The 14847-nt window shown below is 44.5% G+C and carries 13 protein-coding genes; 3 read left to right on the top strand and 10 right to left on the bottom strand.

Annotation, left to right across the window (positions count from 1 at the left end; translation table 11 throughout):
- Positions 1-165 precede the first annotated feature (165 nt).
- The 6 genes from IEX80_RS20575 to IEX80_RS20550 form a co-directional block, all read right to left on the bottom strand.
- Positions 166-567, bottom strand: coding sequence for a nuclear transport factor 2 family protein (locus tag IEX80_RS20575; protein ID WP_217633221.1), 402 nt, complete (start codon positions 565-567; stop codon positions 166-168).
- An 18-nt stretch (positions 568-585) separates the two neighbouring features.
- The gene (locus IEX80_RS20570) at positions 586-1125 is read right to left on the bottom strand and encodes a carboxymuconolactone decarboxylase family protein (protein ID WP_188833984.1); all 540 of its coding nucleotides are present in this window, start codon (positions 1123-1125) and stop codon (positions 586-588) included.
- Between the two features lie 20 nt (positions 1126-1145).
- Positions 1146-1718 (bottom strand): DUF417 family protein, encoded by a 573-nt coding sequence (locus tag IEX80_RS20565; RefSeq protein ID WP_188833983.1) that lies wholly within the window; start codon positions 1716-1718, stop codon positions 1146-1148.
- Positions 1719-1785: 67 nt separating this feature from the next.
- Complete coding sequence (locus IEX80_RS20560; RefSeq protein WP_188833982.1) at positions 1786-2643, bottom strand: helix-turn-helix domain-containing protein; 858 nt, start codon at positions 2641-2643, stop codon at positions 1786-1788.
- A gap of 419 nt (positions 2644-3062) precedes the next feature.
- Positions 3063-4265, bottom strand: a complete 1203-nt coding sequence (locus tag IEX80_RS20555; RefSeq protein WP_188833981.1) for an aminotransferase class V-fold PLP-dependent enzyme — start codon at positions 4263-4265, stop codon at positions 3063-3065.
- 126 nt (positions 4266-4391) lie between these two features.
- Complete coding sequence (locus tag IEX80_RS20550; protein ID WP_188833980.1) at positions 4392-4859, bottom strand: GNAT family N-acetyltransferase; 468 nt, start codon at positions 4857-4859, stop codon at positions 4392-4394.
- 91 nt (positions 4860-4950) lie between these two features.
- Here IEX80_RS20550 and IEX80_RS20545 point away from each other — a divergent pair, with 91 nt between their 5' ends.
- A complete protein-coding gene (locus IEX80_RS20545; RefSeq protein WP_090534011.1) occupies positions 4951-6396 on the top strand; it encodes an aminotransferase-like domain-containing protein in 1446 nt (481 codons plus the stop codon).
- A 75-nt stretch (positions 6397-6471) separates the two neighbouring features.
- Positions 6472-8169 (top strand): fibrobacter succinogenes major paralogous domain-containing protein, encoded by a 1698-nt coding sequence (locus IEX80_RS20540; protein ID WP_090534007.1) that lies wholly within the window; start codon positions 6472-6474, stop codon positions 8167-8169.
- A 30-nt stretch (positions 8170-8199) separates the two neighbouring features.
- On the opposite strand, the gene IEX80_RS20535 is transcribed toward IEX80_RS20540, so the two are convergent.
- Genes IEX80_RS20535 through IEX80_RS20525 form a run of 3 tightly spaced genes read right to left on the bottom strand, consistent with a single transcriptional unit; the run spans position 8200 to position 10535 of the window.
- Entirely contained in the window at positions 8200-8622 is a 423-nt protein-coding gene (locus IEX80_RS20535) for a DUF1801 domain-containing protein (protein WP_188833979.1), read from the bottom strand.
- A 42-nt stretch (positions 8623-8664) separates the two neighbouring features.
- Positions 8665-9405 carry a LytR/AlgR family response regulator transcription factor gene (locus tag IEX80_RS20530; RefSeq protein ID WP_090534003.1) on the bottom strand — a complete coding sequence of 247 codons (741 nt, stop codon included), beginning with the start codon at positions 9403-9405 and terminating at the stop codon, positions 8665-8667.
- On the bottom strand, positions 9402-10535 hold the full coding sequence (locus IEX80_RS20525; RefSeq protein WP_090534001.1) for a sensor histidine kinase: 1134 nt from the start codon (positions 10533-10535) through the stop codon (positions 9402-9404). The genes IEX80_RS20530 and IEX80_RS20525 overlap by 4 nt, the downstream gene beginning before the upstream one ends.
- Before the next feature lie 705 nt (positions 10536-11240).
- Here IEX80_RS20525 and IEX80_RS20520 point away from each other — a divergent pair.
- Positions 11241-13706, top strand: coding sequence for a TonB-dependent receptor (locus tag IEX80_RS20520; RefSeq protein ID WP_188833978.1), 2466 nt, complete (start codon positions 11241-11243; stop codon positions 13704-13706).
- Between the two features lie 59 nt (positions 13707-13765).
- Here IEX80_RS20520 and IEX80_RS20515 read toward each other — a convergent pair whose 3' ends face one another.
- Positions 13766-14662 (bottom strand): AraC family transcriptional regulator, encoded by an 897-nt coding sequence (locus IEX80_RS20515; protein ID WP_176622416.1) that lies wholly within the window; start codon positions 14660-14662, stop codon positions 13766-13768.
- Positions 14663-14847: the final 185 nt, after the last annotated feature.

The raw sequence follows: 14847 nt of genomic DNA, 5'->3' as shown, positions 1-14847 counted from the left end.
TGTCCCACCAGGGCCTCTCGTAGAGGACCCTGATGTTCCTGACTGTGACGGGAGACTATAATATAACATGCGCCAAACAGGCGTACTTGCGTTGCGAAGACATCAGGGTCCTCTGCGAGAGATCCTGATGGAACGTAAAATGAGTTTATGATATGCTGTATGACGTTAAATCACCCCTTCAATAAAAAACTTATTGATCCCTTCAATATCACTCAAATGGGTAGTTATCCGGCTAATCTTATTATCAGTAATATCGCAAACTATGGCTACCTGCTCATCCAGTATCAAATCGCCACGGCTGGCAGTATTGTGAAGCGACAGGGCTACACTATCCAATCCGTATAGAATGTGGTTTAATTGAACCATTACCCCAAAATCACGCAGCTGACCGGCACGTTTAATTACGGCATCGGCACCAACAGCAGGACCCGAAAGCAAACTTGTTCCTGGCAGGGTCCAGGTAACATCATTGGCAAGGGCCGGGCGCATGAGCTCCCAATCACGATTTTTTAGCCCTGTTAAAAACTTATTGGCTAACTGGCCTTTTACTTCTTCTGTGGTTTTCATGATGAAATGTTTTAGATATTAGTTAAGAGGCTCAGCGGCAGGAAAATCTACCGGAACTTCGGTGTTGGCAAATACGTAGTTAGTGTACACACGTATGGTAATAAAGGCAATAAGATCCATCAAAGCGGCTTCATCAAAACCGGCTTCGTAAAAGTTATTTACTACGGTTTCATCGCCTTTACCTTTATTTTCAACAACTGACTTGGCTAAACCGATAATGGCATTCAGTTTATCATCAGCTGTATGGCCTCTCCTGATATCCAGGGTTTGTTCTTTAGTAAAGCCGCGTTTCATGGCCAGCATACTATGACCGGCTAAGCAATAGGCACAACCGTTTAGCTCAGAAACAATTAGGGCAATGGCTTCCCTTTCTTTGGAGGTAAACACGCTTTTGCTCATGTCATCCTCCATATCCATAAACATTTTAAGTGCAGGTGCCGAATAGCCCATGGTGGCATAAAGGTTAGGTACCTTACCAACGCGTTTTGTGAAGATATCAAACATTACCTGCGCTTCGGCACTTACCTGTTCGCGGGTGGGAACATTTATAGTTTTCATGATTATATTATGGTTTAAGATTATTTACTTGCTGTTTTACGTTTTAGATAAAGTTGCGCGGTTTCGCTCATAGTGATGATGGCACCGCCAAGGATCACGACATCTTTAATAACCAAACGACCGCGGCCTGACAGGTATGGGAAGCCCCATTGGTTGTCGGTTAAATGTGGTACCCAGCTTTCGGGCGTAGTGACCAGGAAGGAAAGCGTGCCCAAAGTCATGATAAATACCAGGATACTGGCAATCATACTTGGCATTGGTACAACTTTATAAAGTGCAACCAGTATGCCCAGTGTTACCAGGAAAATACCCAGGCCAACGGAAAAGCCATAAGTATTATTTTCGATATGCCATTGGTGGTTGGAAGCAATCAGTTCGCCTTCTTTATTGATGTGTTTTTTGTATTCTGTTGGATGGTTGTAAAAGAATGACATCACCGGACTGTTGGCCACAAAGGGCACAACGCCATCGGCTTCGTAAGTGAAAAATTTAAGGCCGCCTATCCAAAGGAATACGACTACGATGCCGAAACGGACTGCTTTTTTACCAAGCTGATCAAGGCCTGCTATGGTGTTTATGATTGAAGTTTTCATGTTGTTGTTGTTTGATAAAGCAAAACTACAACGCCATGAGCCCCGCAAACATGGACGAAACGGGGTTTTATTTGTACAAATCCGCGACGATGGAGATGCCTGTTTTATCACGAAAAGTTTGGGGCGATACTTTGGTGAACTTTTTAAATACCCGGCTAAAATAAAACTCATCCTGAAACTTCAGGTTGTAGGCAATTTCCTTAATACTTTGCCGGGTTAAATGCAGCTGTTTTTTGGCTTCGAGGATCAGCCGTTCCTGGATAAGTTGTGATGGTGATTTGCGAAAGTATTTGGTACAACGCCGGGTTAACGTATCGGGTGACATAGCGAGTAATGATGCGTAGTCTGAAGGTTTATGGAGATCAAGATAGTGCTGATTAAGCAGTGCCTGAAACTTTTCCATCAGTTCGTCTTTTTGGGGCTTATCCTGATCAGTATTGATAGCATTTATTTTTATGCTGCTGGCCTTGGCTAAGAAAAGTTGCAGATAGGCTCTCAATACAATTTCGGATGGCTGCGGCTGCATAAATTCATCGTTCATCTGCATCAATAACAGCTCAAACACTTTTACATCCTGTGGGGTAAGCGCAACTATTGGATCAATATAGATGTTGTTAAATAATAACCCATTGCAGGCTACTTCTTCACGGTGGTACTCGATACAATAAAAATCACTGTGAAATTGTAAGATATTGCTTTTTATGGCGCGGCACTCATCTACATAAATAATCTGCAGCGGGGTTGAAAACAACAACACCGGGCCCGTAAAAGGGAATGCCCCAAAATCTGCATGAAAGATACCCGACCCTTCAGGAACGAGGTAAACGGTATATTCAGAAAACTGGGCAGGCGTACATAAAATATCTTCCCGTACATCCTGTAATCCAAGTAAAAATTCACCTGCTTTATCGCGGATTGCTTTCAATGGCCAATGATTTATGGCACTAATATAAATATACTCTGCTTTTTATAGCGACAACGACTTTTATGAGGCCGAGTTTGCGCGCAAAAATTACAAAACATCAATAGATGCAGCTGTTTTGTTGGCAACTTTTATCAAGCAAGTTTAAGCGTTTTTCGCTTGAACTATAACCCGCTGTTGTTGGTGACAACACCATAGGTGTTCGGAAGAAATAAAAAAAGCGAGGGATTGTGCGATTCCCTCCCCTGGGGCGGGTGTAGGGAGGGAGGCATTCACAGACTTATTCGCCTGAAACGACGTATAAACCCCTCCCTGCCACCACGAAATCCAACCGCACCCCTCCCAAGGGAGGGAATTAAAAATCTTCCGAACACTTCTGGTGACAACACCAACAATAGCCAGGGCGCTTAATCGTGCGAATGTTAAACACTCATTCTAACCAACTCTTCTAAAACTCCGCATAAGGTATCAATCTCCTCCTCAGTATTATAATAATGCACGGAAGCCCTTACAATATTATTTAAGTGGTTTTTATTCATGTAAATGAGGGTTGAAACCGCCTTGCCAACTGATACGTTGATGTGCTTTTCGGCCAGCTTGTTTTTTACCGTTGCGGCCTCCATGCCATCTGCCGAAAAAGTTACGATACCGGATAACTCGTCGCCAAAATCATGAACGGTTACGCCGTTAATATTTTTTAGTTTTTCGCGTAGTAAGCCGGCTAAATATTGCACCCGCTGCCAGGTACGGTCAACACCGATATTGAGCGCATATTCAACCGCCTTGCCAAGACCAAGCGTTAAGGCACGGCTTTTTTCATACACTTCAAAACGGCGGGTATCATTACGCGGTTTAAAATCAGTTTGGGTTACCCATTGGGTAGTGAAGCCGTCCATGAAAAATAGCTTCAGCTTATCCTGAATTTCTTTGCGGACATACAGAAAGCCGGTACCCCTCGGCGCCCGCAAATACTTCCTGCCGGTTACTGCCAGCATATCGCAGCCAATGGCCTGTACATCCAGCGGCACATGGCCCACGCTCTGGCAGGCATCAAGCAGGTACAAAATATTGTGTTTGCGCGCTATCCTGCCTATCTCTGCTACCGGGATCATGCCCCCTGCGGTTGAGGGGATATGGGTTACGGCTATCAGCTTTGTCCGGTCAGAAATAGCATCTTCCAAAGCCTGTAGCCGGAAATTACCCTGATCATCATTAGGGATCACTTTAAACTCAACACCCAGTGTTTTTTTAGCATGCAGCAAACCTATCAGGTTGGTTACATATTCCATTTCGCAGGTAATGATCTCATCGCCGGGTTTAAAATCAATGCCGTTAAAGGCAAGCCACCAGCCGATACTGGCGTTTTCAACAATGGCAATCTCATCCTTACGGGCGTTGATGAGCCTGGCTATGAGGGTGTAGGTGTTTTCCAGCTCTTCACGGTAAGTGTACTCTGTTTCATAGCCGCCGTTTTGCGCTTCTTCGTACAGGTAATCTATCACGGTATCAACCACCACATCGGGATGCAGGGATGAGCCTGCATTATTGAAGTGGATGGTTTTTGTTGTGCCCCGGGTTTCGGTCCTTAGTTGCTGTACTTCCTGTTCGCTTAGTATATTTTTCATAAGGTTGAGATAGATTGGATAATTTGATTTTCGGTGTAGAGACGCATCACATGCGTCTCCCGTATGCTAAGGGGCTTGTCCGTTGAAAGACGCATGTGATGCGTCTCTACAAAAAATTGAAGGCTGTTAGTTATTTGTAAAGTTTATTTCCATCATGATATCCGCCCGTTTGTAGGTGCCGGGCTCAACAGGGATTTCGGTAAAGCCCAGTTTGCGGTAAATGTGGATGGCATTTTCGAGCACCCTGTTCGAAAACAGTACCAGCTTTTTTACACCCAGTTCACGCGCTTTATCAATACCGGTTTGACATAGAAACTGACCGGCGCCAGCCCCGCGACTGTCTTTATCAACCGCCATTTTGGTAAGCTCGTAAACGCCGTCTTCCATATACCGCAATGCTACTGTGCCAATAATTTTTTGGTTCGAAGTGACAAAGTAAATGCTGCCGCCTGTTTTAATGATGGCCTCGTCGGGATTTTCCAATACCCATTTATCAAAAGGCTCAACGGTAAAATACTCTTCGAGCCATGCCTTGTTAAACTTTTCAAAGTAGGGGGCATGTTGTGGCTGATAATCGATAACCTGTAGTTCCATGTGCTTAATTATTTGATCAATACAAAATAAAAATATCCGGCAATAGAAAAACAGATGCAGTTTTATTAATTTTGAGCATAACAGATTTTGCATGGAAAGTCCGGTACTCAATACAGACAACGATTTTTTATACTCGCAGATAGCCGCCCGGATCGAAAAGCAGATTAAACAGAACCTGCTGAAACCCGGCGACAAGCTGCCGTCGGTAAGGGCGTTGAGCCAGGAACAGGGCATCAGCATGAGTACCGCTTATAAAGCTTATGTTGAGTTAGAGAACCTGGGGTTGATAGAGGCACGTACCAAATCGGGCTACTATGTAAAATACCTGCCCGCCCGTTTTGCGAGTGTGCCCGAAACCAAACCTCCGCTTAAAAAGGTTAAACAGGCCAGCGTTGCCGAAATGATTGCGATGGTTTACCGCAACATGTCGGAAGACAGCGTTTTGCAGCTCTCGCGCTCATCGCCGCCGCTCAGCCTGATTCCGCTGGCAAAGCTCAGTAAATCCATGATGGAATCTATCCGTAATAGTCCATCGGGTAATATCACTTATGAAAACCCGCAGGGTAATATCGCTTTGCGCAAACAGGTGGCTAAAAACGCTTTTAACTGGGGTGGTAATATTACTGAAGATGATGTGATCACAACGCAGGGCTGCCTGGAAGCTTTGATATTTTGCTTAAGGGCGCTCACCAAGCCCGGCGATACCATTGCCATTGAAAGCCCTACCTATTTCGGGATTTTCAATGTAATGCTTAGTCTGGATTTGAAAGTATTGGAAATTCCGGTTAGCCCCGATACCGGCCTCGACCTGGAATATCTGGAACGGGCTATGAATGAAGTGCCAGTAAAAGTATGCCTGTTTGTTACCAATTTTAGTAACCCGATAGGGGTTTGCATGCCCGATGAGCGTAAGCAGCAACTGGTGCGCCTGCTTGCTGAAAAGCAAGTTCCCTTAATTGAGGATGATATTTATGGTGAGATCTATTTTGGAAAAAGCCGTCCGCGCACCTGCAAAAGTTATGATAAGGATGGCTGGGTAATCCTTTGTTCATCGGTATCCAAATCAATAGCGCCCGGTTACCGGGTAGGCTGGTGCATTCCGGGCAGGTTTAAAGAACAGGTGCTGAATATTAAAATGATGCATTCCATAGCCTCGGCCACACCTACACAGGCAGCCATTGGTCATTTTTTTGAAACCGGGCGCTATGACCTGCACATGAGGCATTTGCGGAAGGCGTTATATACCCAGTGCCTGCGGTATACCCAGGCTATTGCAACACACTTCCCGGCAGGTACAAAGATCAGCAGGCCACAGGGCGGTTATGCACTTTGGGTTGAGCTGGATAAGAAGGTAAATGCCTTTGAACTGTATCAATTGGCAATAGAGCAAAACATCAGCATAGCTCCCGGCCAGATCTTTAGTGTTGACGGGCGGTTTACCAATTTTATCCGCATTAGTTTTGGGTTAGCTTTTGACGGGGTGGTTGAAGAGAGTTTTAAGGTGCTGGGGAGATTAGTGAGAAATTTGGCACAGTAGTGGGATAGTTATTTAATATTAAATTAATAAAAATAACCCGTTGGTAATATTTATCTTCGCCGCAAAATATTGTTAATGAAAACCTTAAAAACCTGCCTTGTCATATTAATAGCATTTGCTATCGGTTGTAGTAAAACTGAAAATGTTGCTCCGCCTGCACCTGTAGCACCTACGTTTGGCGATTTTGCTATCCCTTCAAAAGAATTTGGCGATCCAGCTTTCAAAATAACCGCTCCTAAAAGCACCAGCGATGGTGCCATAACTTATACCAGCAGTAATACCAAAGTCGCAACTGTTAGCGGCGAAACTATAACCGTTAAAAGTTCAGGGGCTTCGGTAATCACGGCGCACCAGGCCGCGACAAAAGCTTTCCTGGCCGATTCTGTTAAAACTACTTTCACGGTAGGCCTGTCATCGCCAACCCTTACTGATTTTACCATTGCAGATAAAAAAATAGGCGACGCGGTATTCACGCTCGTAAACCCTAAAAGTAAGAGTACAGGGGCTTTTACATTTAAAACTAATAACCCGGCTGTAGCTACGGTATCAGGCAATAAAGTGACTATAGTGGGGGCCGGGCGGGCTTCAATTGTAGCTGTACAGGCGGCCACAGTCAACTTCAAAACAGATTCTATCACCGCAAATTTCACCGTAACGGGTTTAAAGCCTACTTTGGGAGCGCTTACTCTTCCTGCTAAAAAGGTTGGTGACCCCACTTTTATTATAACCAACCCAACCAGTAACAGCACGGGGTTGTTTACTTATAAAAGCAGCAATACAGCTGTGGCTTATGTTACCGGCAATATGGTAACCATTAAGGCCGCCGGCACTACGATAATTACCGCCATACAAAGGGCTACTGCCACCTATAGCGCCGACTCGACCAAGGCCACTTTAACTGTTACAGCCAGACCGATTGCCCCTAACCTTTATAGTTTTGTATTGCCCGATAAACGAGTTGGAGATGCACCTTTTACTATAACTGCACCGGGCAGTACAAGTGCCGGGGCTTTTACTTATGCCAGCAGCAATACAGGCGTGGCTGCTATAAGCGGCAATATCATCACTATTAAAGCAAAAGGACAAACAACTATAACTGCAACTCAGGCTGCTAATGGCAATTATACATCGGGAAGTATAACGGCTGTTTTAACTGTGGAAGACCGTGCTTTAACCGGAACGGTTACCGATGTGGATGGTAATGTTTATAAAACAATCACTATAGGTACGCAAACCTGGATGATTGAAAATTTGAAAGTTACCCATTATAATGATGGTACGGCCATACCAAACGTAACCGAAGATAATACCTGGAAAGGACTTACCACCGGCGCTTATTGCAACTATAAAAATGATGCTTCTATAGCGGCTACTTATGGCAAATTGTATAACTGGTATGCAGTTACAAATACAAAAAAACTTGCGCCGAAGGGTTTTCATATCCCAACCGATGCCGAATGGACAACCTTGTATAATTATTTAGGCGGCGACCGCGAAGATGGGAAAAAGATCCAGGAGCAGGGCACTGCACATTGGTCTGCCAATACGGGTGCTACCAATAGTACATTGTTTACCGCATTGCCGGGAGGCGGACGTATTTTCGATTCGTTTCAAGGAGTATTTGCCAGCTTAACTTATGATGCCTATTTCTGGAGCACAACAGCCAACGGAGCTTCAAATGCCTGGTATATGGACCTTTATGTTAAAGGCTATTTTGAACGGCATGACAGTCCGAAATACTATGGTTATTCGGTAAGATGTATTAAGGATTAAAAGTATAGTAATGGTAAGCTAATGCTGCCATTATTTGCAATGTGTAGTTTCCGCGTGTTTAAATGATTCGTCGAGCAATTGCCTGAGCACAGTATTATCTACATCGGTCAGTTTAACAATATGCGTACAGCCGCCGCTTTGCTTGTGCTTACCTAATTTCTGCAGCAATTGTTCCTTGCTCTCAAAGCCTGGAAGATAGAGTGTTAAAGAACTTTTACGGGGCGAGAAAGCTATAAGCGGGGCATCACCCTCACGGCCGCTTTCATATTTGTAATGATAGCTGCCAAAGCCTACAATGGCCGGGCCCCACATTTTTGCTTTGTGGCCGCTGGCTTCTTCCATCAACGCGGTCAGCTTAAAGCTGTCGGCCCGTTTGGTTTCATCGGTAATGGTATTGATGAAATCGCTTACGCTTGCTACGGTTTCCGTGGTTTTATTGGTGTTTTTGGCCATGGCTTAAGCAGGATAAAGGTTAAAAACGGATATATAAATATATCACGAAAATTTTATTTTATCCCATAGTTTATTAGCAACAACCTGCCGGATCACCTGTTCGCGGTAATTGCGGCTTATAGGGATGCGGTGCTGCCCGATAAAAATATCATTCCCCTCAATACCATCAATTTTGCCGGTTGATACGATGTATGATTTATGTACGCGGATAAAGAGCTTGCTATCTAAATTTTGTTCAAGGCTTTTGAGGTTAAGCAGCGTGATATATTTGCCTTTGGCAGTAAATATAGTAACGTAGTTTTGCATCCCCTCCACGTACAGGATCTCATCGAAGTAAATCTTTTCGTATTTATTACCGCATTTTATAAAGAAGTAGCCTTCATCCGCTTCCGTTTTTGGTGCACCGGGTTGGGCCCAATTGTTGAGCAGGCGGTGATAATCTTTAGCTTTATTGGCCGATTTAAAAAATCGGTCGAACGTGATGGGTTTCAGCAGGTAATCGAGCACATTGAGCTGGAAACCTTCTAATGCATAGCTTGGATAGGCTGTGGTGATAATTACCATCGGAGGTTTCTGCATGATCTTTAAAAAATCAATACCATTCATTTTCGGCATCTGGATATCCAGAAATATCAGGTCGATAGCCTGGTGATCAAGTAGCTTGATCAGTTCGAGCGGGTTTTCGCAGGTGCCGGTTAAATTCAAAAAATCAACCTCGCGTACATAGCTGGCTAATCCTTCGCGGGCTAAGGGCTCATCATCTATTATTACACAGTTCATCATAGTGAGGCCATTTGAAAGGTTGCGGATGATTGTTCCAGTTCGGTTAAAGTTAATTGCAGGTGTACCTCAAAGCGGTCTCCGGTATTTTGGATCTCCAGCTTATGAAGATCGGGGTAAATCAGGTCAAGCCGGCGCTTTACATTTTTCAGGCCGATACCCCCAAAGTTCACAAGCCCGGTTCCCGGGTCGTTTGATGCGCTGTTGGCAACATAAAAATCGAGCTGATCGTCTTTCAATCCCAATCTAATCGCAATCCAGTTAGGGTGTTCCGCCTCTTTGGATACATGCTTAAACGCGTTTTCTACAAAGGTCATCAATATAAAGGGGGCTATGCCTAAATGGCCGGGCAGGGGCTCATCTGCCTCAAAGGTAACATGCACATTATTGTTTTGCCGAAGCTTTTCCAGCTCGATAAAGTTTTCGAGATAGCTAAGCTCTTTTCCTAAAGAGATTTGCTGGTCGTTGCACTCGTACAACTGGTACCGCAGTAATTCAGAAAATTTGGCCAATGATGCTGATGCCATGCCGGGGTTTTTATGGATCAGGAAAAATATGGAGTTGATACTGTTGAATAGAAAATGCGGGTTAAACTGGTATTTCAGGAATTTAAGTTCGGTTTCCAGTTTCTCTTTTTCGAGCAACTGCTGGCGGTGCTGGGTTTGCAGCCAGTTTTTGGTGAGTTTAATACTCATTCCCAAAGTCATACTGGCTACGGTAGAGGGGAAGGAAGTATTATAGAAACTCATGAAATTGCCCGGATCAACGCCAAACATTTTTTTTACTGAGCAGCCCGCAAAAAAAGCACTTAAATAATAGCCGCCGTTAATAAGCGATGATGTGCCGATGATGGTTAGCGAAAGATAAATTACATATTGGGTAAGCCGCTCTTTTTTCATAAACCGCGGCATTAAGAAGTAAAGGTTAAAATATACCGCCAACGCCTGGAAAACTACATAAGCCAGGATCTTGACACTATAAGCCGAAAAAAACATCGATTTAGCCGCTGCCACAGGGTTAGCCACCGCTATGGTGAACCAAAAATAATGGTACACACACCAAAACGGGATATGGTACAGCTTGTATTTAAACAGCCAGTTTTGGTTTAATGTATCAACGGATAAACTGTTCATATTAAATCATAATAATAAAAAACAAGTGTCATGCTGAGGCTCTCGAAGCATGGTGGGCAAGCCTCTGCGCGCGTCCATCGACAGGTTCAGGACGACACCCCAACACCAAATATATTTTCCCTGTCCCCTCAGGGTCTCTCGCAGAGGACTCTGAGGGGCGCCGCTCTACCCGAATTGGAAAAGCGAATCTGAGTGGCGTAGGCCTCAGGGTCCTTTACGAGTTTAAGTTTACCCACAAATTGCTTGTCGTTTAACCAGCAAATCGTCGTGTTTTGCCCCTCTGGGGCAAAGGGTATTCTATAACTTTACGAGCTACAAACCTTTTGCACCTCTGGTGCATCTGTCCTTCAATTAATACATGTTTATTAAATTCTAAAATCCCCCAGAGGGAGAGCAGGTTCCCGTCCCCTCAGGGTCTCTCGCAGAGGACCCTGAGGCCCAGCGCGTTCCAATATCCTACCTAAAGATACAGCAATTGCACTGATTTATATTTCGTTATTGTATCAACCTGCACAAATAATTGACCAAATGCAGGCTTTAACTTATAAGCCGTAAAAAAGGCAGTATAGTTTTGGTTTTAAACCGATTAACCCGCTTCTGCGTATCTCATCAATTATCTCATGTCACTCATCATTCATGTTTTTTAAAGTTTAAAGCACTGTTTTTATTTGCCGGCATAACCTCCAAAAAGGTTACACACGCCATATGAAAACTTTATGCATCAGTCTGTTACTTATTTGCCTGGCACAAATAGTAAATGCCCAGGTGTCGGGCAGGGTTACCACAGCCGGCAGCCAGCCCTTGCCATATGTCACTGTATCGCTTGTCAGAACTGCAGATTCATCTTCAGTTAAAAGTATGCTTACCAATGAGAAGGGAGGCTATAGTATTGCGGATGCCCCTTCCGGAAATTATCGGTTGCGGTTAAGCAGTATCGGTTATCAAACCTGGGTTTCATCCCCTTTTAAAATCAGCGGGAGCAGTGATGCAAAATATCTTGCTGTTATTGTAATGAAGGAGGACACCCGGCAATTGGGCGAGGTGGTAGTGCGGGCAAATAAGCCATTGTACCAGCAGCGCAGCGATGGCTTAGTGGTAAATGTTGAAAGCAGCGTGCTTACCAAAGGCAGTACGGCCCTGCAGGTGTTGGAACGATTGCCGGGTGTAACTATCGATCATCGGGATAATGGTATTGCCCTGAACGGTAAAAGCGGGGCTACAGTAATGATCAACGGCAAACTGGTGCGTATGCCGCTTGCCCAGGTCACGAATTTGCTTAACGGTACCAGTGCCGATAATATTGAAAAAATAGAACTGCTGAGCACCCCGCCCGCCGGATACGATGCCGAAGGCAGTGCCGGCATCATCAATATTGTAATGAAGAAAAGCAAAAAGCAGGGAACAAACGGCTCCTATTCCTTAACCGGCGGTTACGGCATGGGCGAGAAAGGTACTGCCGGCATCAACCTCAATCATAACACCAAAAATGTTAACCTGTACGGCTCCTATACTTTCCAGCACGACAGGACCTATACCGATCTTTTTATCACCGGAAGCCAATACATGCCTTTTATCGGCGGCAATGCCGAGGTAGAGTTTTACACAAAAACTAAAAGGATCAGCAATAACCACAATGCCACCCTGGGGACTGATATTAAGCTGGATCATAAAACTACCCTTAGCGGTACACTGAGCTACAACAATAGCCATTCGCCTACTTATACCTACAGTAATGCGGGCTATAAGATCCTGCCCGATTCATTGCTCAGGTACATTGGGCATATTAACGGGAACGGGCGCTGGGATAACCTCACCAGCTCGCTCAATATTGAACGCGTGTTGAAGGAAGGGGAGAAGATAAGCATGGAAGCTGATTACATCCATTATGGAAATAACAGTCCAAGCGAAGTTAATACTTCCTTTGTAAACAAATACGGTGAGCAGGTGTACGCCAATAACAGCGTAAGCGCGCAAAGGCAACGCGGATTTGCCAATACGGCCATCAACGTAGGCGTGTTTAAAGCCGATTATACCAACCAGCTATCACCCTTGCTAAAACTGGAAACAGGCATTAAAGGCACGCATACCGGCAGTTCAAGCTCATCAGGTATCGAAAGTTTTAACAATGGGGTTTGGGAACGCAATATGCAGACCGCCGCGAACATATACATGAAGGAAGATATTGGCGCGGTTTATCTGTCCCTTACCTGGCAACTGGGCAAAAGCATAAGCCTTAATACCGGCGCGCGTTATGAATATCCCTATACCAATATGGATAACCCGCAAACCGGCGGCAATATTGTAGACCGTAAACTGGGAAAGCTGTTTCCGACAGTGCTGTTTACCAAAAAGCTGGGCGACCGGTCCGAATTGCAGCTGTCTTACACCAAAAGGATCAGTCGTCCATCATATGACGACCTGGCCTCATACTTTGCATACAGCGACCCTACGGCGGTTTACACCGGCAATCCTTTTCTTAAACCAACCATCACCAATAATATAAAACTGGGCTATAACTATGGCGACTATAGTTTTTCACTGCTTTACAGCCGGGATGCTAATGCCATAGCCCGCTATCAGCTCAGCGAAAGCCCCGCGCACGATATTTTGTTCATCTCACCGCAAAACCTGCCGTATCAAAATTACCTTACTTTGCAGGCCAATGTGCCGGTTAAAGTGAGCAACTGGTGGGAAATGACCTATAGCCTGGTTGGCGGCCTAAGGCAGTTTAAGGAGGATTATACTTTACATCCATTAACCAAATCATACTTCGGATATTCCTTTAATTTTAACCAGTTGTTTAAGTTGTCCGGCAGCTTTTCGGCAGAGGCATCGGGCCAGTACAATTCCCTGGCGTACAATGGCACAACGAGGGTTGATGGTTTTGGGGTGATCAATGCAGGGATCAAAAAAGAGCTGAAAAATAACGGGGGCAGCCTGCAGTTATCAGTGGCCGATGTGTTTAGTGCTGCTCAGATCCATGTGCGGTACGGCACACTTACACGTGAGGCTTTTGACATAAAGAGCAACGTGCTTGTCAATACCGAAACAAGACGTTTCCCGGTAATTAAGCTTACTTATTCAAAGTCGTTTGGTGGTACAAGACCGGCAAACCGGGGGAAACCGGAAAGTGGTTCAAAAGAAGAGAGTGAAAGGATGAGGAGTAACTAAGTCATCTGTTTTATTCGCTGCATTCCTCGCCGACGGCTTTAACCCGAACCTGCGTCGGCCTATCGCTTATGTGTTTTCCTGTACTTTGACGGCGACATGCCAATCAGTTTGGTAAACAGCCTTGAAAAATAATAAGGGTCGTCAAAGCCCAGTTCTGAGCAAATTTCCTTAATGCTCCTGTCGGTAAAGTACAGGTACTGGCAGGAGGTTTGAATCTTGAGCAGGTTAAAATAGTTAATAGGTGATGAGCCTGTTTTTTGTTTAAACAGCCGCAAATAATGTGATGACGAAATTCCCTGCTGTTTCGCCAAATGCATCACTTCAAACTTTTGACTAATGTGTTTTTTCATATAAGCGATGGAGTTGCTCACAAAATCGTTATCATAATCAACCGGGTTGGTTTGCTTATAATACACCAGCGAGGAGATAAAATTGAGCAGGTTGATGTTAACGATCTCCATTTCTTTTTCATGATAGCTGTGTTCAAGCACGGCATAGATCTGCTCGTACAGCTTGATCCGGCTGCTGTCGTACGGAACGGATTGTACCGCAGGCTGCCCGTTTTCGAGCGAGCGCTCATAGATCAGGTGCGAATTTAGCCCGCTGAAGTGTACCCAGTAAATGCTCCAGGGATTGGTTTCCGAGCTTTTATAACGATGTGCCACGTTACGGGGGATAATGAAAAAAGTATTGGGTTTAAGGGTGTGGTCCTGGCCCCCTAAATAAACATAGCCTTCTCCATCAACGCAATAAAGAAAAATATATTCGTTGCTGCCTGTACGGCGTTCACGGTCATGAAAGGCCGCCTTGGGATAATAGCCGATAGCGGTAAGGTAAAAGCCTTTGATCAAAGCATTGCTGGTGATGGCTTTTTTTATGTTTGGTGGCAATACGATCATTTTTTGACCGATAAAGCCTTCTTTGATCCGTTTTTTAGGTTCGGCTATCACATTCATAACGTTGCTGTATAACTGGCGATTAAAGGTATTTATTTTTTTTATCCCGGCAAGATTTTAATACCTGCCGGCAAATGATAGTATTATCCATCACTTTTTAAAGAATATCCATTTTTTTAACACCTGTTTCATAGTAGGTTTACCAAAACCAATTAGGGCTAAAACAAGTCAGGCAAATTATCTGG

Source organism: Mucilaginibacter rubeus, assembly GCF_014643835.1.
Taxonomy (GTDB): domain Bacteria; phylum Bacteroidota; class Bacteroidia; order Sphingobacteriales; family Sphingobacteriaceae; genus Mucilaginibacter; species Mucilaginibacter rubeus.
The sequence above is the reverse complement of the archived record's forward strand: the minus strand, read 5'-3'. Positions and strand labels throughout refer to the sequence as shown.